Source organism: Streptomyces sp. NPDC052043, assembly GCF_044548235.1.
GTDB lineage: Bacteria > Actinomycetota > Actinomycetes > Streptomycetales > Streptomycetaceae > Streptomyces.
In genome coordinates this window covers 268,376-291,503 of record NZ_JBIUBT010000006.1, presented here as the reverse complement: position 1 = coordinate 291,503, position 23,128 = coordinate 268,376, and the positions used below count along the sequence as shown (strand labels likewise).

General features: G+C 68.7%; 21 protein-coding genes. 12 read left to right on the top strand and 9 right to left on the bottom strand.

Annotated elements, in window-relative coordinates:
- The first annotated feature begins 22 nt into the window (after nt 1-22).
- The 4 genes from sigM to trxA all read left to right on the top strand — a co-directional run bounded on the left by sigM (nt 23) and on the right by trxA (nt 3,120).
- Complete coding sequence (gene sigM / locus ACIHCX_RS18195; RefSeq protein WP_400030468.1) at nt 23-748, top strand: RNA polymerase sigma factor SigM; 726 nt, start codon at nt 23-25, stop codon at nt 746-748.
- Nucleotides 745-1,605 (top strand): anti-sigma factor family protein, encoded by an 861-nt coding sequence (locus ACIHCX_RS18190; protein ID WP_400030466.1) that lies wholly within the window; start codon nt 745-747, stop codon nt 1,603-1,605. The genes sigM and ACIHCX_RS18190 overlap by 4 nt, the downstream gene beginning before the upstream one ends.
- Nucleotides 1,606-1,774: 169 nt before the next feature.
- Nucleotides 1,775-2,746: a thioredoxin-disulfide reductase gene (gene trxB / locus ACIHCX_RS18185; RefSeq protein ID WP_400030464.1), complete on the top strand. Its 972-nt coding sequence runs from the start codon at nt 1,775-1,777 to the stop codon at nt 2,744-2,746.
- A 41-nt stretch (nt 2,747-2,787) separates the two neighbouring features.
- Entirely contained in the window at nt 2,788-3,120 is a 333-nt protein-coding gene (gene trxA / locus ACIHCX_RS18180) for a thioredoxin (RefSeq protein WP_141359862.1), read from the top strand.
- Nucleotides 3,121-3,214: 94 nt separating this feature from the next.
- On the opposite strand, the gene ACIHCX_RS18175 is transcribed toward trxA, so the two are convergent.
- The 9 genes from ACIHCX_RS18175 to rpmH form a co-directional block, all read right to left on the bottom strand.
- Complete coding sequence (locus ACIHCX_RS18175) at nt 3,215-3,832, bottom strand: GNAT family N-acetyltransferase (RefSeq protein WP_400030461.1); 618 nt, start codon at nt 3,830-3,832, stop codon at nt 3,215-3,217.
- Between the two features lie 207 nt (nt 3,833-4,039).
- Nucleotides 4,040-5,164, bottom strand: coding sequence for a ParB/RepB/Spo0J family partition protein (locus tag ACIHCX_RS18170; protein ID WP_400030459.1), 1,125 nt, complete (start codon nt 5,162-5,164; stop codon nt 4,040-4,042).
- Nucleotides 5,161-6,234, bottom strand: coding sequence for a ParA family protein (locus ACIHCX_RS18165; protein WP_400030827.1), 1,074 nt, complete (start codon nt 6,232-6,234; stop codon nt 5,161-5,163). Before ACIHCX_RS18165 ends, ACIHCX_RS18170 begins: the two co-directional genes overlap by 4 nt.
- 252 nt (nt 6,235-6,486) lie before the next feature.
- Nucleotides 6,487-7,203, bottom strand: coding sequence for a 16S rRNA (guanine(527)-N(7))-methyltransferase RsmG (gene rsmG / locus ACIHCX_RS18160; RefSeq protein ID WP_400030457.1), 717 nt, complete (start codon nt 7,201-7,203; stop codon nt 6,487-6,489).
- A 119-nt stretch (nt 7,204-7,322) separates the two neighbouring features.
- Nucleotides 7,323-7,835 (bottom strand): protein jag, encoded by a 513-nt coding sequence (locus ACIHCX_RS18155; RefSeq protein WP_400030455.1) that lies wholly within the window; start codon nt 7,833-7,835, stop codon nt 7,323-7,325.
- Nucleotides 7,836-7,850: 15 nt separating this feature from the next.
- Nucleotides 7,851-9,134 (bottom strand): membrane protein insertase YidC, encoded by a 1,284-nt coding sequence (gene yidC, locus ACIHCX_RS18150; RefSeq protein ID WP_400030453.1) that lies wholly within the window; start codon nt 9,132-9,134, stop codon nt 7,851-7,853.
- Between the two features lie 3 nt (nt 9,135-9,137).
- The gene (gene yidD / locus ACIHCX_RS18145) at nt 9,138-9,491 is read right to left on the bottom strand and encodes a membrane protein insertion efficiency factor YidD (protein WP_400030451.1); all 354 of its coding nucleotides are present in this window, start codon (nt 9,489-9,491) and stop codon (nt 9,138-9,140) included.
- Nucleotides 9,488-9,859 (bottom strand): ribonuclease P protein component, encoded by a 372-nt coding sequence (gene rnpA / locus ACIHCX_RS18140; protein ID WP_400030449.1) that lies wholly within the window; start codon nt 9,857-9,859, stop codon nt 9,488-9,490. Before rnpA ends, yidD begins: the two co-directional genes overlap by 4 nt.
- 21 nt (nt 9,860-9,880) lie before the next feature.
- Nucleotides 9,881-10,018, bottom strand: coding sequence for a 50S ribosomal protein L34 (gene rpmH / locus ACIHCX_RS18135; RefSeq protein ID WP_003956500.1), 138 nt, complete (start codon nt 10,016-10,018; stop codon nt 9,881-9,883).
- 393 nt (nt 10,019-10,411) lie between these two features.
- Here rpmH and dnaA point away from each other — a divergent pair, with 393 nt between their 5' ends.
- The 8 genes from dnaA (at nt 10,412) to ACIHCX_RS18095 (ending at nt 23,109) form a co-directional block, all read left to right on the top strand.
- Complete coding sequence (gene dnaA, locus ACIHCX_RS18130; RefSeq protein WP_400030447.1) at nt 10,412-12,403, top strand: chromosomal replication initiator protein DnaA; 1,992 nt, start codon at nt 10,412-10,414, stop codon at nt 12,401-12,403.
- A gap of 953 nt (nt 12,404-13,356) precedes the next feature.
- Entirely contained in the window at nt 13,357-14,487 is a 1,131-nt protein-coding gene (dnaN, locus tag ACIHCX_RS18125) for a DNA polymerase III subunit beta (RefSeq protein WP_400030445.1), read from the top strand.
- A gap of 170 nt (nt 14,488-14,657) precedes the next feature.
- Complete coding sequence (gene gnd / locus ACIHCX_RS18120; RefSeq protein WP_141359852.1) at nt 14,658-15,533, top strand: phosphogluconate dehydrogenase (NAD(+)-dependent, decarboxylating); 876 nt, start codon at nt 14,658-14,660, stop codon at nt 15,531-15,533.
- 52 nt (nt 15,534-15,585) lie between these two features.
- The gene (gene recF, locus ACIHCX_RS18115) at nt 15,586-16,707 is read left to right on the top strand and encodes a DNA replication/repair protein RecF (RefSeq protein WP_400030442.1); all 1,122 of its coding nucleotides are present in this window, start codon (nt 15,586-15,588) and stop codon (nt 16,705-16,707) included.
- The gene (locus tag ACIHCX_RS18110) at nt 16,704-17,240 is read left to right on the top strand and encodes a DUF721 domain-containing protein (protein WP_400030440.1); all 537 of its coding nucleotides are present in this window, start codon (nt 16,704-16,706) and stop codon (nt 17,238-17,240) included. The genes recF and ACIHCX_RS18110 overlap by 4 nt, the downstream gene beginning before the upstream one ends.
- 390 nt (nt 17,241-17,630) lie before the next feature.
- Entirely contained in the window at nt 17,631-19,712 is a 2,082-nt protein-coding gene (gyrB, locus tag ACIHCX_RS18105; protein WP_400030438.1) for a DNA topoisomerase (ATP-hydrolyzing) subunit B, read from the top strand.
- A gap of 42 nt (nt 19,713-19,754) precedes the next feature.
- The gene (gene gyrA, locus ACIHCX_RS18100) at nt 19,755-22,349 is read left to right on the top strand and encodes a DNA gyrase subunit A (RefSeq protein WP_400030436.1); all 2,595 of its coding nucleotides are present in this window, start codon (nt 19,755-19,757) and stop codon (nt 22,347-22,349) included.
- A gap of 19 nt (nt 22,350-22,368) precedes the next feature.
- Complete coding sequence (locus tag ACIHCX_RS18095) at nt 22,369-23,109, top strand: DUF3566 domain-containing protein (RefSeq protein WP_400030434.1); 741 nt, start codon at nt 22,369-22,371, stop codon at nt 23,107-23,109.
- Nucleotides 23,110-23,128: the final 19 nt, after the last annotated feature.

Sequence of the window (23,128 nt, the reverse complement as noted above, 5' to 3'; positions counted from 1 at the left end):
CCACCGAGGGGGAAGGGGTCAGATGGCGGACGGCGCCGGATACGGCGGTGCGAGCGATCAGGAACTGCTTTCCCGTCATGTGGAGGGCGACCCCGAAGCCTTCGGTGAGCTCGTACGCCGTCACCGCGACCGTCTCTGGGCGGTCGCCCTGCGCACGCTGGGCGACCGCGAGGAGGCCTCTGACGCCGTGCAGGACGCGTTCGTCTCCGCCTACCGGGCCGCGGGCACCTTCCGCGGCCAGTCGGCCGTCACGACCTGGCTGCACCGGATCACGGTGAACGCCTGCCTGGACCGGGTCCGCAAGGCCGCCTCCCGCAAGACCTCGCCCGTGAGTGACACCGAGCGCCTGGAGCAGTTGCTGGAGCCGCACGAGTCGGCCTCGGCGCCCGCCGAGAGGAACGACGTGCAGCGGCAGCTCGTCGAGGCGCTGGACACGCTCCCGCCGGACCAGCGCGCCGCCCTGGTGCTCGTGGACATGCAGGGCTACCCGGTCGCCGAGGCCGCCCGCATCCTCGATGTGCCGACCGGAACGGTGAAGAGCCGTTGCGCCCGGGGCAGAGCCAGGCTCCTGCCGCTGCTCACCCATCTACGACCGGGACGTACCGGAGACGAGAAGGAATCAGACGCGGGACGGAACCGCGCGCAGGGGACATCCGTCCCACCGGCGACGGAGCCTGAGGGCAGACACCCGCGGGGCACGGGATCAAGCGATTCAGCTGCTGTGAAGGGCGGAGGTGGGCGAGCGTGACATCCACGACAGACGAGGCCGGGCACCCGGACGTCACGGAGATCTCCGACCTCACCGAAGGCCTCCTCACCCCCTCCCGGACCACAGACCTCCGGCGCCATCTGGACGAGTGCGAGCTGTGCGCCGATGTCCACGCGTCGCTGACGGAGGTCCGTGACCTGCTCGGCACCCTCCCGGATGTGCCCGCCATGCCGGCCGACGTGGCGGATCGTATCGATGCGGCTCTCGCGGCCGAGACCACCGTCGACGGTGGCGTGCGTGTTTCACGTGAAACTTCGGCCGCGGACCGCCCCTCCGGTCACCCTCGCGCCTCCAGCACCGGACCGGGCCGCAAGACGGGCACCCGGCGGGGACGCCGCAGGGTTGCCGTTCTGGGGTCCGTCGTCGCCCTCGCCGCCCTGGGCGTGACGTCCGTGGTACTGGCGACGCTCCACGACGACAACGCAGCCGACACCGCTGCGCACGGCCGTCCAAGCGCGTCCGCGGACACCTTCTCCGCGGGCACCTTCAAGAACGAGGTGGCCGATCTCCTCGGCCAGGAGCAGCAGAGCGACACCCATGCCCCGCACAGCTTCGGAGTGGACTCCGCTCCTGGTACCGGCACCGAACAGCCGAAGCTGTTGAAGAGCCGGCCCCCGACGGTCCCCTCGTGCGTGCGGCAGAGCATCAACGACAGCGGCATCCCGATCGCGGCCCGGGCGGGCATCTACGACGGCAAGGACGCCTATCTCGTCGTGCTGCCCGACGCCTCCGGCGACAGCACCCACGTCACGGCCTACCTGGTCGACGCGACCTGTGTCCGCCACCCGGCGGTCGCGGCCAAGGTGCTGCTGTCGCACTCCTACGCGCGTTCCTGAGCCGACACGCTCGGCTCCTCGCGCTGCGGGGCTCCCTTGTGCTGGCGCCCCTCCGTGTGCCCCGGCGCACCGGGAATGCGCGCCCCTTAGGATCCGTTGGGTGGGGTGAGAGCTGTGAGAGAGGCTCCCACCGGCCGTACGACACAGTCCAGAGACGAGGAATCAAGCCGTGAGCGATGTCCGTAACGTGATCATCATCGGCTCCGGGCCCGCCGGCTACACGGCGGCGCTCTACACCGCGCGCGCGTCGCTGAAGCCGCTGGTTTTCGAGGGTGCGGTCACCGCGGGTGGTGCTCTGATGAACACCACCGACGTGGAGAACTTCCCCGGCTTCCGCGACGGAATCATGGGCCCCGATCTCATGGACAACATGCGTGCGCAGGCCGAGCGTTTCGGCGCCGAGCTCATCCCGGACGACGTGGTCTCCGTCGACCTGAGCGGTGAGATCAAGACCGTCACGGACACCGCGGGCACGGTGCACCGGGCGAAGGCCGTCATCGTCACCACCGGCTCGCAACACCGCAAGCTCGGTCTGCCGAACGAGGACACGCTCTCCGGCCGGGGGGTCTCCTGGTGCGCCACCTGCGACGGATTCTTCTTCCGGGAGCAGGACATCGCCGTGATCGGTGGCGGTGACACCGCCATGGAGGAAGCCACCTTCCTCTCCCGGTTCGCCAAGTCCGTCACGGTCGTCCACCGCCGGGACAGCCTGCGTGCCTCCAAGGCGATGCAGGAGCGTGCCTTCGCCGACCCGAAGATCAAGTTCGTCTGGGACAGCGAGGTCGCGGAGATCCAGGGCGACCAGAAGCTCTCCGGCCTGAAGCTGCGCAACGTCAAGACCGGCGAGCTCTCGGACCTGCCGGTGACGGGCCTGTTCATCGCGATCGGCCACGACCCGCGTACGGAGCTCTTCAAGGGTCAGCTGGACCTGGACGAGGAGGGTTACCTGAAGGTCGACTCGCCGTCCACCCGCACCAACCTGACCGGTGTCTTCGGCGCCGGCGACGTGGTCGACCACACCTACCGCCAGGCGATCACCGCGGCCGGCACCGGCTGCTCCGCCGCCCTCGACGCCGAACGCTTCCTCGCGGCCCTCGCGGACAACGAGCAGAAGGCCGAGTCCGAGAAGTCCACCGTCTGAGATCCCACCACCCCACCGCACGACCAGTTAAGGAGCCCGCTGTGGCCGGCACCCTGAAGAACGTGACCGACGACTCCTTCGAGCAGGACGTCCTGAAGAGCGACAAGCCCGTCCTGGTGGACTTCTGGGCCGCTTGGTGCGGTCCCTGCCGCCAGATCGCTCCGTCCCTCGAGGCGATCGCCGCCGAGTACGGCGACAAGATCGAGGTCGTCAAGCTCAACATCGACGAGAACCCGAACACCGCCGCCAAGTACGGGGTCATGTCCATCCCGACCCTGAACGTGTACCAGAACGGCGAGGTCGCCAAAACCATCGTGGGCGCGAAGCCGAAGGCCGCGATCGTTCGCGACCTCGAGGACTTCGTCGCCGAGTAAGCGCGGCAGGGCCGCCGAGACGGCGGCGATGTTTCACGTGAAACACGAATGGGCCAACCCTTCCGGGTTGGCCCATTCCCATGAGGCAGCTCGCCTACAGCGGCCTCAGCGCCGGTTCCTTCTGCACGGCTCCCAGAAGCCGGTCGATCGCCATCTCCACGTCATCCTTCCAGGACAGCGTCGACCGCAGTTCCAACCGAAGCCGCGGGTGGGTCGGGTGGTGCCGGACCGTCTTGAACCCCACGGCCAGCAGATGGTCGGCGGGAAGCATGCAGGTGGGTTCCTTCCAGCGGGCGTCCCCGAACGCCTCGATGGCCTTGAAGCCCCGCCGGAGCAGGTCCTTCGCGACCGTCTGGACCATCACACGGCCCAGCCCCTGGCCCTGGTAGCCCGGCATGATGAAGCCGGTCATCAGCTGCACCGCGTCCGGAGAGACGGGGCTCGTGGGGAACGCCGTGGAATGAGGGACGTAGGCGGGGGGAGCGTAGAGAACGAAGCCCACGGGAGCGTCGTCGACATAGACGACCCGGCCGCAGGATCCCCAGTCCAGCAGGACGGCGGAGATCCACGCTTCCTTTTCCGCCGCGGCGGTGCCCGCCGTCACCGCTGCTTCGCCGCTGACGGGGTCCAGCTCCCAGAAGACACACGCACGGCAGCGCTGAGGCAGGTCTTGAAGGTTGTCCAGCGTGAGCGGTACGAGCCTACGGCCCATGGAGGCATTTCCTCGCTTCCTGCACCCACGATGCCGCGCGGGAGCCGCCGGGTGGATGCGTCATACCCGAACGCATCGTATCGACCATGCGATTGCATCGATACCGCCTGAAAGCAAAGAGCGGGCCGTGTTCCGGTACACACCGGACACGACCCGCCTGTGCCGATCGGCCGAGCCGAAAGCGTCCCTCGGACGGGCTCAGTGGGCTCAGCCCTCCGTCTCCTCGTCCAACGCCTCGTCGTCCAGAAGACTCTTCTCCATGACCGGACCCTCGCCCGGAGCCAGCGTGCCGAGGATGCGTTCCAGGTCCTCCATGGAGGCGAACTCGACGGTGATCTTGCCCTTCTTCTGTCCCAGGTCGACCTTCACCCGCGTCTCGAAACGGTCGGACAGACGCGTCGCGAGATCGGACAGGGCCGGAGAGACCTGCCCACCGGCACGCGGGCCCTTGGAACGAGGAGCCGCCGGCCGCGACCCCATCAACGTCACGATCTCCTCGACCGCCCGCACCGACAGTCCCTCGGCGACGATCCGATGGGCCAGCCGGTCCTGCTCCTCCGAGTCCTCGACGGAGAGCAGCGCCCGCGCGTGTCCGGCCGAAAGAACCCCCGCGGCGACCCGGCGCTGCACGGCCGGCGAGAGCTTCAGCAGACGCAGGGTGTTGGAGACCTGCGGGCGGGACCGGCCAATCCGGTCCGCCAACTGGTCGTGCGTGCAGTTGAAGTCTCTCAGCAGCTGGTCGTAGGCGGCTGCCTCTTCCAGCGGGTTCAGCTGGGCCCGGTGCAGGTTCTCCAACAGGGCGTCCAGGAGAAGCTTCTCGTCATCCGTAGCCCGCACGATCGCCGGAATGGCTGCGAGCCCCGCCTCACGGCAGGCCCGCCAGCGCCGCTCGCCCATGATGAGCTCGTAGCGCGCGGGACCGAGCTGCCGGACGACGACGGGCTGGAGGAGCCCGACCTCCTTGATCGAGGTGACAAGCTCGGCCAGCGCGTCCTCGTCGAAGACCTCACGCGGCTGACGCGGGTTCGGCGTGATGGAGTCGAGGGGGATCTCGGCGAAGTGGGCGCCCATCACAGACGCGGTCACCTCAGCCGCACTGTTCGCCTGCGGCTGAGAGGTTTCACGTGAAACAGGCGGCAGCGTGGTCACCTTCGCCGCCGCCACACCCCGGTCAGCCCGGTCGCTCCGGTCACCGGTCATCACCGGGACGACCGTGGACGACGCGGAGCCCGCGCCCCCCGCCGTCGCCGGGGCCGACGGTTTCTCCCCGGTCGGGGCAGCGGGGATCAGCGCGCCTAGCCCGCGGCCCAACCCCCTCCGTCGCTCGCTCACTGCATCCCCTCCACCATGCTCGGATCACCCTGTGCGCCGATGTGGGCGTGCGTGGCGTCGTAGCCGACACCGACGCCCCTCAGCGCGATTTCTCGTGCCGCCTCAAGATAGGAGAGGGCACCGCTTGATCCTGGATCGTAAGTCAGCACCGTCTGCCCATAGCTCGGCGCCTCGGAGATACGGACCGAGCGGGGAATGCTCGTCCGCAGCACCTCTTCACCGAAGTGGCTGCGCACCTCTTCCGCGACCTGGGACGCCAGACGCGTCCGGCCGTCGTACATGGTGAGCAGGATGGTCGACACATGCAGGGCGGGGTTGAGGTGCCCCCGGACCAGGTCGACATTGCGCAGCAACTGGCCCAGGCCCTCCAGCGCGTAGTACTCGCACTGGATCGGGATGAGGACCTCCTGGCCGGCGACGAGCGCATTGACCGTCAGCAGACCCAGTGAGGGCGGGCAGTCGATGAGGATGTAGTCCAGCGGCTGCTCGTAGGCCTGGATCGCCCGCTCAAGCCGACTCTCCCGCGCCACCAGGGACACCAGCTCGATCTCCGCACCGGCGAGATCGATCGTGGCGGGGGCGCAGAAGAGGCCCTCCACATCGGGGACGGGCTGGACGACCTCGGCCAGCGGCCTGCTCTCCACCAGGACGTCATAGATGGAGGGGACTTCGGCGTGATGGTCGATACCCAGCGCCGTGGAGGCATTGCCCTGCGGGTCGAGATCGACCACCAGGACACGGGCACCGTGCAGAGCCAGCGAAGCGGCAAGGTTGACGGTCGTCGTCGTCTTGCCCACGCCACCCTTCTGGTTGGCGACCACCATGACGCGGGTCTGTTCGGGCTGGGGTAGACCCTCGCCGGCGCGACCCAGAGCCTCGACCGCCAGTTGGGCAGCACGACCGATGGGAGTGTCGTCCATCGGGGGTGGCGTTTCACGTGAAACATCCTCCCCCATCGATTCGGTACGGGGACCGGGGACCGGTTCGGTCATCGGTCCCGCGATGTTGGCGTCGGACCGCAAGGATTCACTCTCCTCGACTTCAGGCTCGCAATGAACAGAGCCTCCCATGCCTTCGGGGTCGTGAACCAGTGAGGCCTGACGTTCTGTGGAGAAATCCACCTCTGTGGACATCTCCGTTCCCTGTCCGAGCGAACCGAGAGGCTTGCGGTTGCGAGGTTGGGCCGCAGCGCGGCCACGGTCGATGATGCCGTGCAGCAGTGAGCGACGTTTCACGTGAAACACGATGCACAGCACCCGTGGCCGGACTGTCGCGACACTCCGGCATGTGGAGGTTTGGCAGCTTGTGTGGAGTACGGATGCCTATCGGCGCCGCCGCGTCCGTCCCGTCCGCGCAGCCTTCGCTCTCTTGGCCGCGAAGCGTACGCCGCCCGGGCTCTCTCCGACCTCGACCCGCACGACGGTGGAGAGAGGATCCACGATGCCCTCACCCACATGCAGGACGGAGGTCTCCACCGCGCCGAGCTTGCTCAGGGCGGCGGCCGAGCTCTTCAGCTCCTCCTCCGCGGTGTCCCCCTTGAGGGCGAGCATCTCCCCGTAGGGGCGCAGCAGCGGGATGCCCCACGTGGCCAGGCGGTCCAGCGGCGCAACCGCGCGGGCGGTCACCACATGCACCGGCGGAAGCTGACCCATCACTTCCTCGGCACGCCCCCGGACGACGGTGACATGGTCGAGCCCCAGCAGCTCCACGACCTCGGTGAGGAAGTTGGTGCGCCGCAGCAGCGGCTCCAGCAGCGTGATCTTCAGGTCCTCCCGGACCAGGGCCAGGGGAATGCCCGGCAGACCGGCGCCCGAGCCGACGTCGCACACCGTCACCCCCTCGGGAACCACCTCCGAGAGCACGGCACAGTTCAGCAGATGCCGCTCCCACAGACGGGGTACCTCACGGGGGCCGATGAGCCCTCGCTGCACTCCTGCCTCGGCCAGCAGCTCGGCGTACCGGACCGCATCCGCGAAGCGATCACCAAATACGTCACGTGCCTGCTCGGGCGCAGGGGGGAGCTCCGCTTCTGCCGTCACGGGGACCGTCCTTCCGTACCGCATCGGCGCTCTCGACGCCGACCATCAGAACTACGAGGCTGACAAAGTAGTACGGCCCCGCCTGCACAACAGACGGGGCCGGTGGAACGTGGGACCGCTCAGGCGGGCAGCACGACGACGAAGCGCTGCGGCTCCTCGCCCTCCGACTCGCTGCGCAGGCCGGCGGCCTTGACCGCGTCGTGCACGACCTTGCGCTCGAACGGAGTCATCGGCCTCAGCTTCACGGGCTCGCCGCTGCTCTTGGCCTCGGCGGCGGCCTTCGCGCCCAGCTCGGACAGCTCGGTCCGCTTCTTGGCGCGGTAGCCCGCGATGTCCAACATCAGACGGCTGCGGTCGCCGGTCTCCCGGTGCACGGCCAGGCGCGTGAGCTCCTGCAGTGCCTCCAGCACCTCACCGTCACGGCCGACCAGCTTCTGCAGGTCGCGACCGCTGGTGTCGCTGATGATCGAGACAGAGGCGCGGTCGGCCTCGACATCCATGTCGATGTCACCGTCGAGGTCGGCGATGTCCAGTAGACCCTCGAGGTAGTCCGCCGCGATCTCGCCCTCCTGCTCCAGGCGGGTCAGGGCGTCTGCGCCCTCGGCAGCGGCGGAGGTGGTGCCTTCCGTCACGGGGTGGGCTCCTTCTTACTTCTTGGACGGGGACTTGGGCCGCTGCGGACCCTTGCGCTGTCCGGACTGGGCCTTGCTGCGGGTGCCGTTGCCGGGCTTGGAGGCGGCCTTCTTCGAGCCGGCGGCCGGAGCGTCCGCCGGCTCGTCGGACTTGGTCAGCGACGGAGACTCCGTCTCCTCGCCGGCCGACTTCGTACCACCCGACTGGCGCTGCGCCTTGGTCTGCCGCTTGGGCTGCTGGCGCCGGGGAGCGGTGGCGGTGGCGGTGGTCGTACCGTCCTCGGCCCCGGCCTGCGCGACGGCGGCGCTGTCGCTCTTCACCACGGAACCGTCTGCCTGGGCCGCGAGACCCGTCTTGTTCAGACCGTGGATGAACTTGCGCTCGAACTCGTTGCGGTCCCGGCCCTTGACGACGATCGCCTTGACGATGGCCTTCTCACGCCGGTTGCGGGTCATGCCGTGGTGCGTGACGTGCTTGAAGAGCCGCTCCAGGTAGGCGGCCTGGGCCTTGGAACCCGGGGTCGGGTTGTTGTGGATGACGTACATCTGCTGGCCCATGGTCCACACGTTGGTGGTCAGCCAGTAGACGAGGACACCGACGGGGAAGTTGATACCGAAGATGGCGAACATGACCGGGAAGACGTACATCAGCATCTTCTGCTGCTGCATGAACGGCGTCTTCACCGTCGTGTCGACGTTCTTCGTCATCAGCTGGCGCTGCGTGTAGAACTGCGACGCCGACATCAGGATGATCATGACCGCGGTCACCACGCGGACGTCGGTCAGCGTGGCGCCGAGCGCGGCGACCTTGTCGGTGCCGTCCATGAACTTCGCGGCGAGCGGCGCCCCGACGATGTGCGCCTTACGGGCACTGGCCAGCAGCTGATCGTCGATGACGCCGATCGTCTTGCCCGTCGCGATGCCGTTCAGCACGTGATACAGGGCGAAGAAGAACGGGGACTGCGCCAGGATGGGAAGGCACGAGGAGAGCGGATTGGTACCCGACTCCTTGTACAGCTTCATCATCTCTTCGGACTGACGCTGCTTGTCGTTCTTGTAGCGCTCCTGGATCTTCTTCATCTCGGGCTGAAGCGTCTGCATGGCCCGGGTCGCCTTGATCTGCTTCACGAAGAGCGGAATCAGGCAGATGCGGATCAGGATCACCAGGGACACGATGGACAGGCCCCAGGCCCACCCGGTGTCAGGGCCGAAGATCGTGCCGTACACCGTGTGGAACTGGACGATGACCCAGGAAACGGGTGTCGTGATGAAGCTGAAGAGGCTGGCAATCGTGTCCACTAATCATGCTCCTTGGGCATGGGGCGAGGTCTCTGCGGCCGGGACCGCCGGCATGTTCCCGTCGGTGGCCGTTTCGGCGGCGGAGGGCCCGCCCCTGCGCGCACGCCAGGCGTCACGCAGCATCTCGTGCCACCGCGGACGCTTGCGCGGCGGGACATGGTCCACACCGCCGAGCGACCACGGATTGCACCGCAGGATGCGCCACGCGGTGAGCGCCGTTCCCTTGATCGCACCGTGCCGGTCGATGGCCGTGTAGCCGTAGTGGGAACACGACGGGTAGTACTTGCACACCGGCCCGAGCAACGGGCTGATGGTCCACTGGTACAGCTTGATCAGAACCAGCAGCGGGTACTTCATCGCGCGCCCCCTCCCAGCAGCCGTCGAAGGGCGGCATCCAGGTCTCGGGCCAGCTGTGCGTGATCGGCGTCGCCCGCACCGGGCAGCGCTCGTACGACTACCAGGCTACCGGGGGGCAGCAGGGCGACTCGGTCGCGCATCAGATGGCGAAGTCTGCGCTTCACCGTGTTGCGGACGACCGCACCACCCACCGCCTTGCTCACGACGAAACCCGCACGTGACGGGGGAGCGCTCTCCCCTGGCACGTACGGGTCCGTGGCACCGCTACGTAGATGGACGACGAGAAGCGGGCGTCCAGTGCGACGCCCTCGTCGTACCGCGGTCGCGAAGTCCTCGCGCCGCCTCAGCCGGTTCTCGGTGGGCAGCACGATGTCATGACCTGACCGGAATCAGGCGGACAGACGGGCGCGACCCTTGCTACGGCGAGACGCGAGAATCGCGCGGCCGGCACGGGTGCGCATACGCAGCCGGAAGCCGTGGGTCTTTGCGCGACGACGGTTGTTCGGCTGGAAGGTGCGCTTGCTCACTCGGGGGCTCCAGAAAGAATCAGTAGTGGCGGGGTGCCGTCCTGGCTGTCACCGTGCGCCCACGAGTAGCTCGCAGTTACGCCCGAGTGCACCGCTTTCCGATCACCCTTGACGTGATCTGCGCCCTTCGGAGGCAGGCGGCAGCAGCCATCGACAACTCGACCTGGTCACGGTACGCGCGACTACGCCATCCGGTCAAACCAGCCGCTCCCGAGAGACACTGTCCACAGCCTGGGGACAACGACTTGAACCGCAGCCGTCGCGCTGACTACCGTGACTGGACTCCGATTCGTTCCCATGTCCCCCGCCCCACCCGTTTTAGATCCCCACCCGTTTTGGATACCGACCCGTCCCGCACCACACGTTCGTGGGACCTGTGAGAGAGCGTGCCCTGTGGCTGACGTACCTGCCGATCTTGCCGCAGTGTGGCCACGAGTTCTGGAGCAGCTTCTCGGTGAGGGACGCGGACAGGGCGTCGAGGTGAAGGACGAGCACTGGATCCGGCGCTGCCAGCCGCTCGCACTGGTCGCGGACACCGCCCTGCTCGCCGTGCCGAACGAGTTCGCCAAGGGCGTGCTCGAAGGGCGCCTCGCCCCGGTCGTCAGCGAGACGCTGAGCCGCGAGTGCGGCCGCCCGATCCGTATCGCGATCACCGTCGACAGCTCCGTCGGCGAGTCCCAGGCCCCCGCGCCCGCACCGGTGCCGCGCTACGAGGACCAGGAGCTGTCCCCGGGCCAGGGCGGCGGCTACGAGGGCTACGGCCGGCGCCGGGCGGACATCCACCGTCCCGCCCGCCCCGACCAGTTCCCCGGCGCCCAGGACGACCAGCTGCCGCCCCCGCGCACCGGCCCCCAGCCGGCGGACGGCGGCGACCACCTCCCGGCCGCCCGCCCCGCCTATCCCTCCGAGTACGCGGAGTACCAGCGCCCCGAGCCCGGCGCCTGGCCGCGTCACCACCAGGACGACTACGGGTGGCAGCAGCAGCGGCTCGGCTTCCCCGAGCGGGACCCCTACGCCTCGCCCTCCCAGGACGCCTACGGGCCGCAGGACACCGGATACGGCCACCAGGACGCCTATCCGCCGGCCAAGGACTCCTACGCGCAGGACTACCGTTCCCCGTCGATGGAGCGCCCGCCGTACGACCAGCCGCGCTCCGACTACGACCCGTCCCCCCGCGGCGACTACGACCAGCGCGACTACGACCAGCGCGATGCCGGCCGCCGCGAGCCGCCGGAGCCGACCGGCGCCGGCCAGGCGCACCGCGGCGGCCCGATGGGCCCGAACCTGCCCGCCACCGGCGCCCCCGGCCCGTCGGCCGCGAAGCCCGCGCAGGCGGCCGGCCCCGGCGAGCCGACCGCGCGCCTGAACCCCAAGTACCTCTTCGACACCTTCGTCATCGGCGCGTCCAACCGCTTCGCCCACGCGGCCGCGGTCGCCGTCGCCGAGGCACCCGCCAAGGCGTACAACCCGCTGTTCATCTACGGGGAGTCCGGGCTCGGCAAGACCCACCTGCTGCACGCGATCGGCCACTACGCGCGCAGCCTGTACCCGGGTACGCGCGTGCGGTACGTGAGCTCCGAGGAGTTCACCAACGAGTTCATCAACTCCATCCGCGACGGCAAGGGCGACAGCTTCCGCAAGCGCTACCGCGAGATGGACATCCTGCTCGTCGACGACATCCAGTTCCTCGCGGACAAGGAGTCGACGCAGGAGGAGTTCTTCCACACCTTCAACACCCTCCACAACGCCAACAAGCAGATCGTGCTCTCCAGCGACCGGCCGCCCAAGCAGCTGGTGACGCTGGAGGACCGGCTGCGCAACCGGTTCGAGTGGGGCCTGATCACCGACGTCCAGCCGCCCGAGCTGGAGACCCGCATCGCGATCCTGCGCAAGAAGGCGGTGCAGGAGCAGCTGAACGCCCCGCCGGAGGTGCTGGAGTTCATCGCCTCCCGGATCTCGCGCAACATCCGCGAGCTGGAGGGCGCGCTGATCCGGGTGACGGCGTTCGCCTCGCTCAACCGGCAGCCGGTGGACCTGGGCCTGACGGAGATCGTCCTGAAGGACCTGATCCCCGGCGGCGAGGACTCGGCCCCGGAGATCACGGCGCCGGCCATCATGGCGGCCACGGCCGACTACTTCGGCCTCACCGTCGAGGACCTGTGCGGCACCTCGCGCGGCCGGGCCCTGGTCACCGCCCGCCAGATCGCCATGTACCTCTGCCGTGAGCTGACGGATCTGTCGCTGCCGAAGATCGGCGCCCAGTTCGGCGGCCGCGACCACACGACTGTGATGCACGCCGACCGCAAGATCCGTGCGCTGATGGCCGAGCGGCGCTCGATCTACAACCAGGTCACGGAGCTGACCAACCGCATCAAGAACGGCTGAGGACAGACACAGAGCGGCGCTCAGGGCGCCTCCGGGAGCGGATCCCGGAGGCGCCCTGAGTCGTTGCGGCGCCCGCCCGTGGGCCGTTGCGGCGCCCACCCGCGAGTCGTTGTGGCGCCCGCCCGTGGGCCGTTGCGGCGCCCACCCGCGAGTCGTTGTGGCGCCCGCCCCGAGCGTTGGGGCGTCCGCCGTTGTTCGAATCCGCGCCGGGTTACGGCCGCCCTCCACAGATTCGCCGAGTATTTTCCATCCACATCCTGGGGACCCGGAAGTTGTCCAGACCGCGTCCACAGGCTGTGCGGCCGATCCGCCATCGCCCCAGCTCAGAGGCCTGTGGAATGGTGGACGAAGACTCTCCACAGACTGTGGACAACGCCACTGTCCACAAGTCGCGGCCTGAGTTGTCCACCGGCAACCCACAGGTGGGGAGCTGTTGTCCCCAGCGATCGGTGGCTTCTCCACATGGCTGTCCACTGTTCGGCAACGCGACGCCTCCGGTCACCGCGTCGAGTGAAAGCCGTCACACCGAGGTCCGCGATTGGCATGTGGGAAACCTGGGTAAAGCTGGGGACGCAGCTGGGGAGAACTGCCCTCGGGCTGTGGGCGGGGTGTGCAGAACTTCCCGTTCTCCACAGAGACGCCGAGTTGTCCACCGGTCCCACCCACAGGGTCAGTGGACAAAATCTCCGCGCTGAGCTGGGCAAACGTGGTTATCCACGGTATCCACAGGCCCTACTACTACTGACAACTAGAGAGAGTGCGGAATCCGTTTCGAAGCGGGTCCTGTGCACAACTCGAGCTCTCGAGCCCGACCTCCCCTCGGCACGACTTGACCCCGACGGGCGCCTACTGTCAGTGCTGTGCGTCAGACTGGTCCCCGGTGTCCTTCCCGTCCCAGTGGGCGGCGACACCGAGTCGGAGGACTCAGTAGCAACAGCAGGAGGCGGCTTACGGTGAAGATCCGGGTGGAACGCGACGTACTCGCGGAGGCAGTGGCCTGGGCGGCACGCAGCCTTCCGGCCCGTCCGCCGGCGCCTGTTCTCGCCGGCCTGCTGCTCAAGGCGGAGGACGGCCAGCTGAGCCTGTCCAGCTTCGACTACGAGGTCTCCGCGCGGGTGTCCGTCGAGGCCGAGGTCGAGGAGGAGGGCACCGTCCTCGTCTCCGGCCGCCTGCTCGCCGACATCTCGCGCGCCCTGCCCAACCGTCCGGTGGAGATCTCCACAGACGGTGTACGGGCGACGGTGGTCTGCGGCTCCTCGCGCTTCACCCTCCACACCCTGCCGGTGGAGGAGTACCCGGCGCTTCCGCAGATGCCGAACGCGACGGGCACGGTGCCCGGCGAGGTCTTCGCCTCCGCCGTGCAGCAGGTGGCGATCGCGGCCGGCCGCGACGACACACTGCCCGTGCTGACCGGTGTCCGCATCGAGATCGAGGGCGACACCGTCACGCTGGCCTCCACCGACCGCTACCGCTTCGCGGTCCGCGAGTTCCTGTGGAAGCCGGAGAACCCGGACGCCTCCGCGGTCGCCCTGGTACCCGCCAAGACCCTGCTGGACACCGCCAAGGCGCTGACCAGCGGCGACAGTGTGACCCTTGCGCTGTCCGGCTCGGGTGCCGGTGAGGGCCTGATCGGCTTCGAGGGTGCCGGGCGGCGTACGACCACGCGTCTGCTGGAGGGCGACCTCCCGAAGTACCGCACCCTGTTCCCGACGGAGTTCAACTCCGTGGCCGTCATCGAGACCGCCCCCTTCGTGGAGGCCGTCAAGCGCGTGGCGCTGGTCGCCGAGCGGAACACCCCGGTGCGTCTGAGCTTCGAGCAGGGCGTGCTGATCCTTGAGGCCGGCTCCAGCGACGACGCACAGGCTGTGGAGAGGGTCGACGCGCAGCTGGAGGGCGACGACATCTCGATCGCCTTCAACCCCACGTTCCTGCTGGACGGCCTGAGCGCGATCGACTCCCCGGTGGCCCAGCTGTCCTTCACGACGTCCACCAAGCCGGCGCTGCTCAGCGGCAAGCCCGCGTTGGACGCCGAGGCGGACGTGGCCTACAAGTACCTGATCATGCCGGTGCGGCTGAGCGGCTGAGCGGCTGAGCGGGCTGACGGCCGGGCGCGTTTCCGCAGGTGGCGGCCCCGGGTCCGGGCATGCGTATGAGCGCGTATGCCCACGGATGTGCGCGAGCGTCCGGGTCTAGGCTCGGACGCAGGTACGAAAGTGCCGCAACGCCACGTCGTGAAACCTAAGGAACGCAACTGATGGAGCTCGGTCTCGTCGGCCTCGGCAAGATGGGTGGCAACATGCGCGAGCGGATTCGCCGCGCCGGCCACACCGTCATCGGATACGACCGCAACCCGGACCTCGCCGATGTCCACAGCCTGGAAGAGCTTGTGGGCAAACTCCACGGCCCGCGCGTGGTCTGGGTGATGGTCCCGGCCGGCGAGCCCACCCAGGGCACGATCGACGCCCTCGCCGAGCTGCTGGAGCCCGGCGACGTGGTCGTGGACGGCGGGAACTCCCGCTGGACGGACGACGAGCGGCACGCCGAGGAGCTGGCCGCCAAGGGCATTGGTTTCGTCGACTGCGGCGTCTCCGGCGGCGTGTGGGGCCTGGAGAACGGCTATGCGCTGATGTACGGCGGCGACGCGGAGAACGTCGCCAAGGTGCAGCCGGTCTTCGACGCGCTCAAGCCGGAGGGTGACCTCGGCGCGGTGCACGCCGGCAAGGTCGGGGCGGGCCACTTCGCCAAGATGGTCCACAACGGCATCGAGTACGCGATGATGCAGGCCTACGCCGAGGGCTGGGAGCTGCTGGAGAAGGTCGACTCCGTGGAGAACGTCCGCGAGGTCTTCCGGTCCTGGCAGGAGGGCACCGTCATCCGCTCCTGGCTGCTCGACCTGGCGGTCAACTCCCTCGACGAGGACGAGCACCTGGAGCAGTTGAGGGGTTACGCGCAGGACTCCGGCGAGGGCCGGTGGACCGTGGAGGCGGCCATCGACAACGCGGTGCCGCTGCCCGCGATAACGGCCTCGTTGTTCGCGCGGTTCTCCTCGCGGCAGGAGGACTCGCCGCAGATGAAGATGATCGCCGCGCTGCGTAACCAGTTCGGCGGTCACGCCGTGGAGAAGAAGTAGTCCACCGGACCGCCTCGCGGTCCGCAACGCCGGGGGAGGTCGGCGAACGACCATGCACGTCACGCATTTGTCGCTGGCCGACTTCCGCTCGTACGTCCGGGCCGAGGTCCCGCTCGACCGGGGTGTCACGGCGTTCGTCGGCCCCAACGGCCAGGGCAAGACGAATCTCGTCGAGGCGATCGGCTACCTGGCCACGCTCGGCAGCCACCGTGTCGCCTCCGACGCGCCGCTGGTCCGCATGGGCGCCGAGCGCGCGGTGGTCCGGGCGCAGGTGCGGCAGGGCGAGCGGCAGCAGCTGGTCGAGCTGGAGCTGAACCCCGGCCGGGCCAATCGCGCCCGTATCAACCGGTCCTCGCAGGTCAGGCCGCGGGACGTGCTGGGCATCGTGCGGACCGTGCTGTTCGCGCCCGAGGACCTGGCCCTGGTCAAGGGCGATCCCGGGGAGCGGCGGCGGTTCCTCGACGAGCTGGTGACGGCGCGCTCCCCGCGGATGGCGGGGGTGCGCTCCGACTACGAGCGGGTGCTCAAGCAGCGCAACACGCTGCTGAAGTCGGCCGCGCTGGCGCGTCGGCACGGCGGCCGTTCGATGGACCTGTCCACGCTGGACGTGTGGGACCAGCATCTGGCGCGGGCGGGCGCCGAGCTGCTCGCCCAGCGTCTGGATCTGGTCGGCGCGCTGGAGCCGCTGGCCGACAAGGCGTACGAGCAACTGGCTCCCGGTGGCGGTCCGGTGGTGCTGGAGTACAAGCCGTCGGCGCCGGGCGGGGCACACACGCGTGAGGATCTCTTCGCGCAGCTGACGGCCGCGCTCGCGGACGTCCGCAAGCAGGAGATCGAGCGGGGTGTGACGCTGGTCGGGCCGCACCGGGACGATGTGGTGCTCAGGCTCGGTCAGCTGCCGGCCAAGGGGTACGCCTCGCACGGCGAGTCCTGGTCGTTCGCGCTGGCGCTGCGCCTGGCGTCGTACGACCTGCTGCGCGCGGAGGGCAATGAGCCGGTGCTGATCCTCGACGATGTCTTCGCGGAGCTGGACGCCCGTCGCCGTGAGCGGCTGGCGGAGCTGGTGGCGCCCGGTGAGCAGGTGCTGGTGACCGCCGCGGTGGACGACGACGTGCCGCATGTGCTGGCGGGTGCGCGGTTCGCCGTGTCGGACGGGACGGTGGCGCGCGTATGAGCGGTGAGCGGGAGCCGGGCCGGGGAAGGGCGCCCGAGCCGTCGGGTGTCGACCTCGCGCGTGTGGCGCTGCGCGCGGCGAAGGAGGCGGCACGCGCGCGTGGGGACGCGGCGCAGCAGCGCAGGCAGGTGCGGCGTGGTGGTCTGCGCTCGGGCGCGCGGGCCGACGGCCGTGATCCGATGGCTCTCGGCGCCGCGATCAACCGGCTGATCACGGAGCGTGGCTGGGAGGCGCCGGCCGCGGTGGGCGGTGTCATGGGGCGCTGGCCGCAGATCGTCGGGGCGGATGTGGCCAAGCACTGTGTGCCGGATCGGTACGACGAGGACGAGCGGGTGCTGACGGTCCGCTGCGACTCGACGGCGTGGGCGACGAATCTGAGGCTGCTCGCGCCGACGCTGGTGGCCCGGCTCAACGAGGACCTGGGGCACGGCGCGGTGCGGGCGATCAAGGTGCTCGGGCCGGGCGGCGGGGGTCGCCGGTACGGTCCGCTGCGGGTGCCGGGCGGTACGGGGCCCGGCGACACCTATGGGTGACAGACGTCACACGGGCAGGTCGTGGCGGCCGTCTCGGGGCGGATAGAGGCCGTCGTTCGAACGTCCGCACGCTCTTGCGAATCCCGGCCTGACCCGGGAGTAGCGAAGTGTTGACGCCCGGAAGCGCTGAGTGCCGCTGTGAGCCTCTTGGAGCCCCCTTCTGCATATCGGGACCCGGCCAAGACCGGTTGAGGGCGCCACATGCGTACTCAGGTACCGGCAAACCCCCATCACTGTCAGCGCTACCGGTAGAATGGAAGCCAATCCCGCCCCACTCGTGGGGACCGTCCGGGAAAAGCTGAGTAACGCTGATCAAGGCTTACCAACGCAACATGCCGCAGCCGCTCCGGCAACCCTCTCCCGGAGGGGGCACCCCCAGGAGTCCGGCTCGTGCTGTGCCAGAAAGGGCGCTTCGTGGCCGATTCCGGCAACCCCAACGAGAACATCCCGTCCGCCGAAGCCGGCGTGGACGGGGCCGCATCCTCGAACGGTGAGGTCACGGCCTCCTACGACGCCAGCGCGATCACCGTCCTGGAGGGCCTGGACGCGGTCCGCAAGCGACCCGGCATGTACATCGGTTCGACCGGTGAGCGCGGCCTGCACCACCTTGTGTACGAGGTGGTCGACAACTCCGTCGACGAGGCGCTGGCCGGGTACGCGGACACCATCGACGTGACGATCCTGGCCGACGGCGGCGTGCGTGTGGTCGACAACGGCCGTGGCATCCCGGTGGGCATCGTCCCCTCCGAGAACAAGCCGGCCGTGGAGGTCGTGCTGACCGTGCTGCACGCGGGCGGCAAGTTCGGCGGCGGCGGCTACGCGGTGTCCGGCGGTCTGCACGGTGTGGGCGTCTCCGTCGTGAACGCCCTGTCCAGCAAGGTGTCCGTGGACATCAGGACGGACGGCCACCGCTGGACGCAGGAGTACAAGATGGGCGTCCCGACGGCGCCGCTGGCCCAGCACGAGGAGACGACCGACACCGGCACCTCGGTGACGTTCTGGGCCGACCCGGAGATCTTCGAGACCACCGACTACTCCTTCGAGACGCTGTCGCGGCGCTTCCAGGAGATGGCGTTCCTCAACAAGGGCCTGACGATCAGGCTCACCGACGAGCGTGCGTCCGCGAAGGCCACGTCCGGGGCGGACGAGGCGGGCGCGGACGAGAAGGACGAGGTCAAGGCGGTCACCTACCGCTACGACGGCGGCATCGTCGACTTCGTGAAGTACCTCAACTCCCGCAAGGGGGAGGTGGTGCACCCCTCCGTCGTGGACCTGGAGGCCGAGGACAAGGACAAGAGCCTGTCCCTCGAGGTCGCGATGCAGTGGAACAGCGGTTACAGCGAGGGCGTCTACTCCTTCGCCAACATCATCCACACCCATGAGGGCGGTACGCACGAGGAGGGCTTCCGGGCCGCGCTGACCTCGCTGATCAACAAGTACGCGCGCGACAAGAAGCTGCTGCGGGACAAGGACGACAACCTCACGGGTGACGACATCCGCGAGGGTCTGACCGCGATCATCTCGGTCAAGCTGAGCGAGCCGCAGTTCGAGGGCCAGACCAAGACCAAGCTGGGCAACACGGAGGCGAAGACCTTCGTCCAGAGGGCCGTCTACGAACACCTGAACGACTGGCTGGACCGCAACCCGGTCGAGGCGGCGGACATCATCCGCAAGGGCATCCAGGCGGCCACCGCGCGTGTGGCGGCCCGCAAGGCCCGCGACCTCACCCGCCGCAAGGGTCTGCTGGAGTCGGCGTCCCTGCCGGGCAAGCTCTCCGACTGCCAGTCGAACGACCCCACCAAGTGCGAGATCTTCATCGTCGAGGGTGACTCCGCCGGCGGCTCCGCCAAGTCCGGCCGGAACCCGGAGTACCAGGCGATCCTCCCGATCCGCGGCAAGATCCTCAACGTCGAGAAGGCACGCCTGGACAAGATCCTGCAGAACCAGGAGATCCAGGCGCTGATCTCCGCGTTCGGCACGGGCGTGCACGAGGACTTCGACATCGAGAAGCTCCGCTATCACAAGATCATCCTGATGGCGGACGCCGACGTCGACGGCCAGCACATCAACACCCTGCTGCTGACCTTCCTGTTCCGCTTCATGCGGCCGCTGGTCGAGGCCGGGCACGTGTTCCTCTCCCGTCCGCCGCTCTACAAGATCAAGTGGGGCCGGGAGGACGTCGAGTACGCCTACTCCGACCGGGAGCGCGACGCGCTCCTCGAGATGGGCCGCCAGCGCGGCAAGCGGGTCCGCGAGGACTCGATCCAGCGCTTCAAGGGCCTCGGCGAGATGAACGCCGAGGAGCTGCGCGTGACCACCATGGACGTCGACCACCGGGTCCTCGGCCAGGTCACCCTCGACGACGCCGCCCAGGCCGACGACCTGTTCTCCGTCCTGATGGGCGAGGACGTCGAGGCCCGCCGGCAGTTCATCCAGCGCAATGCCAAGGACGTCCGCTTCCTCGACATCTGAGTCGGTCTCAGCTGACCGCACCAGGAAGGACCCTCACCAGCAATGGCCGACGAGAACATTCCGTCCACGCCTGAAGAAGACGGCGAGACCATCCTCCGTATCGAGCCTGTCGGCCTCGAGACGGAGATGCAGCGCTCGTACCTCGACTACGCGATGTCCGTCATCGTCTCGCGTGCACTGCCGGACGTCCGGGACGGGCTCAAGCCCGTCCACCGACGCGTGCTGTACGCGATGTACGACGGGGGCTACCGCCCCGACCGCGGCTTCTACAAGTGCGCCCGTGTCGTCGGCGACGTCATGGGCAACTACCACCCGCACGGCGACTCCTCGATCTACGACGCGCTGGTCCGCCTCGCGCAGCCGTGGGCGATGCGGATGCCGCTGGTGGACTCCAACGGCAACTTCGGCTCTCCGGGCAACGACCCGGCGGCGGCCATGCGCTACACCGAGTGCAAGATGGCGCCGCTGTCGATGGAGATGGTCCGCGACATCGACGAGGAGACCGTCGACTTCACGGACAACTACGACGGCCGCTCCCAGGAGCCGACCGTCCTGCCCTCCCGTTTCCCGAACCTGCTGATCAACGGCTCGGCCGGTATCGCGGTGGGCATGGCGACCAACATCCCGTCGCACAACCTGCGCGAGGTGGCCTCCGGCGCCCAGTGGTACCTGGAGAACCCGGAGGCCTCCCACGAGGAGCTCCTCGAGGCGCTGATCGAGCGGATCAAGGGCCCGGACTTCCCCACCGGAGCGCTCGTCGTCGGCCGCAAGGGCATCGAGGAGGCGTACCGCACCGGCCGCGGCTCGATCACCATGCGTGCCGTGGTCGAGGTCGAGGAGATCCAGAACCGCCAGTGCCTGGTGGTCACGGAGCTGCCGTACCAGGTGAACCCGGACAACCTCGCGCAGAAGATCGCCGACCTGGTGAAGGACGGCAAGATCGGCGGCATCGCGGACGTCCGGGACGAGACCAGCTCGCGCACCGGTCAGCGCCTGGTGATCGTCCTGAAGCGGGACGCGGTCGCCAAGGTCGTCCTGAACAACCTCTACAAGCACACCGACCTCCAGACGAACTTCGGCGCCAACATGCTGGCGCTGGTCGACGGCGTGCCGCGCACGCTGTCGCTGGACGCGTTCATCCGCCACTGGGTGACGCACCAGATCGAGGTCGTCGTCCGCCGTACGCGGTTCCGGCTGCGCAAGGCGGAGGAGCGGGCGCACATCCTGCGCGGTCTGCTGAAGGCCCTGGACGCCATCGACGAGGTCATTGCCCTGATCCGGCGCAGCGACACCGTCGAGACCGCCCGCGGGGGCCTGATGAGCCTGCTGGAGATCGACGAGATCCAGGCCAACGCCATCCTCGAGATGCAGCTGCGGCGACTGGCCGCCCTGGAGCGCCAGAAGATCGTCCAGGAGCACGACGAGCTCCAGGTCAAGATCAACGAGTACAACGAGATCCTCGCCTCCCCGGTCCGCCAGCGCGGGATCGTCAGCGAGGAGCTGGCCGCGATCGTCGAGAAGTACGGCGACGACCGCCAGACGAAGCTGATTCCCTACGAGGGCGACATGTCCATCGAGGACCTGATCGCCGAGGAGGACATCGTCGTCACGGTCACCCGGGGCGGCTACATCAAGCGCACCAAGACTGACGACTACCGCGCCCAGAAGCGCGGCGGCAAGGGCGTGCGCGGTACGAAGCTGAAGGAAGACGACATCGTCGACCACTTCTTCGTCTCCACCACGCACCACTGGCTGCTGTTCTTCACCAACAAGGGCCGGGTGTACCGGGCGAAGGCCTACGAGCTGCCGGACGCCGGCCGGGACGCGCGCGGTCAGCACGTGGCGAACCTGCTGGCCTTCCAGCCGGACGAGGCGATCGCCCAGATCCTCGCGATCCGCGACTACGAGGCGGCGCCGTACCTCGTGCTCGGCACCAAGGCGGGCCTGGTCAAGAAGACGCCTCTGAAGGATTACGATTCGCCTCGCTCCGGTGGCGTCATCGCGATCAACCTGCGCGAGCAGGAGGACGGTTCCGACGACGAACTGATCGGAGCCGAGCTGGTCTCCGCCGCGGACGACCTGCTTCTGATCAGCAAGAAGGCGCAATCGATCAGGTTCACCGCCACGGACGACACCCTGCGTCCGATGGGCCGTGCCACCTCGGGTGTCAAGGGCATGAGCTTCCGCGGGGGCGACGAGCTGCTCTCGATGAATGTTGTTCGACCCGGTACGTTCGTGTTCACTGCCACGGATGGCGGGTACGCCAAGCGGACGCGGGTCGACGAGTACCGCGTCCAGGGTCGCGGTGGCCTCGGCATCAAGGCTGCCAAGACCGTGGAGGACCGCGGTTCGCTCGTGGGGGCGCTGGTGGTCGAGGAGACCGACGAGATCCTCGCCATCACCCTCTCGGGTGGCGTGATTCGTACGCGGGTCAACGAGGTCAGGGAGACGGGCCGTGACACCATGGGCGTCCAACTGATCAATCTGGGGAAGCGCGATGCCGTCGTCGGTATCGCACGTAACGCCGAGGCGGGGCGCGAGGCGGAGGAAGTCGACGGCGACGTGGCCGTGGACGAGATCGCCGAGGAGGCCGCGACCAGCGGCACGGACGAGGGCGGGGTGCCCTCGGCCGAGTAGCACGAGGAGAGAAGTCATCGTGAGCGGAGCCACGGGCGCCGGATCGGCCGGTACCTCCACTGGTACGGATGCGAACGGCGGCGGCCGTGGCTCCGCCGCGTCTGCGACGGACACACGTACGACCAATCTGCAAGCGATCAAGTCGCCCACGACCGACGCACACACGCCCCACACCCACGGATCCCAGGGGGGAACGGTGACGGACACCCGAGGCCCGCAGGCCCAGCAGGTGAACGCCGCGGCCGGCCAGCAGGCGGCGGGCTCTCCGCTGCCGGGAGAGCGGCAGCAGCAGCCCTCCGGGCCGTATCACCCGCCGCAGGCCTACCCGTCGGCCGAGTCCGCCTCCCAGGCGGTGCGCCGGCCGCGTACGGGCGCGCGTACCGCACCGCGCACCCGCAAGGCCCGGCTGCGCGTGGCCAAGGCCGACCCGTGGTCGGTGATGAAGGTCAGCTTCCTGCTCTCCATCGCCCTGGGTGTCTGCACGATCGTGGCGGCCGCCGTGCTGTGGATGGTCATGAACGCGATGGGCGTGTTCTCGACGGTCGGCGGGACGATCTCCGAGGCCACCGGCTCCAACGAGTCGAACGGCTTCGACCTCCAGTCCTTCCTGTCCCTCCCCCACGTGCTGATGTTCACGTCGATCATCGCCGTGATCGACGTGGTGCTGGCGACGGCCCTCGCGACCCTCGGAGCGTTCATCTACAACCTCTCCGCGGGCTTCGTCGGCGGTGTCGAGCTGACGCTGGCCGAGGACGAGTAGACCGGCCGACCGCGCCTGC

Bases quoted from the DNA above. Each gene is read 5' to 3' on its own strand.
- ACIHCX_RS18165 (WP_400030827.1), bottom strand. From the start codon at position 6,234: ATGGGAGGCTCTGTTCATTGCGAGCCTGAAGTCGAGGAGAGTGAATCC.
- ACIHCX_RS18110 (WP_400030440.1), top strand. From the start codon at position 16,704: ATGAGCGGTGAGCGGGAGCCGGGCCGGGGAAGGGCGCCCGAGCCGTCG.
- ACIHCX_RS18175 (WP_400030461.1), bottom strand. From the start codon at position 3,832: ATGGGCCGTAGGCTCGTACCGCTCACGCTGGACAACCTTCAAGACCTG.
- recF (WP_400030442.1), top strand. From the start codon at position 15,586: ATGCACGTCACGCATTTGTCGCTGGCCGACTTCCGCTCGTACGTCCGG.
- gnd (WP_141359852.1), top strand. From the start codon at position 14,658: ATGGAGCTCGGTCTCGTCGGCCTCGGCAAGATGGGTGGCAACATGCGC.
- gyrA (WP_400030436.1), top strand. From the start codon at position 19,755: ATGGCCGACGAGAACATTCCGTCCACGCCTGAAGAAGACGGCGAGACC.
- yidD (WP_400030451.1), bottom strand. From the start codon at position 9,491: ATGAAGTACCCGCTGCTGGTTCTGATCAAGCTGTACCAGTGGACCATC.
- sigM (WP_400030468.1), top strand. From the start codon at position 23: ATGGCGGACGGCGCCGGATACGGCGGTGCGAGCGATCAGGAACTGCTT.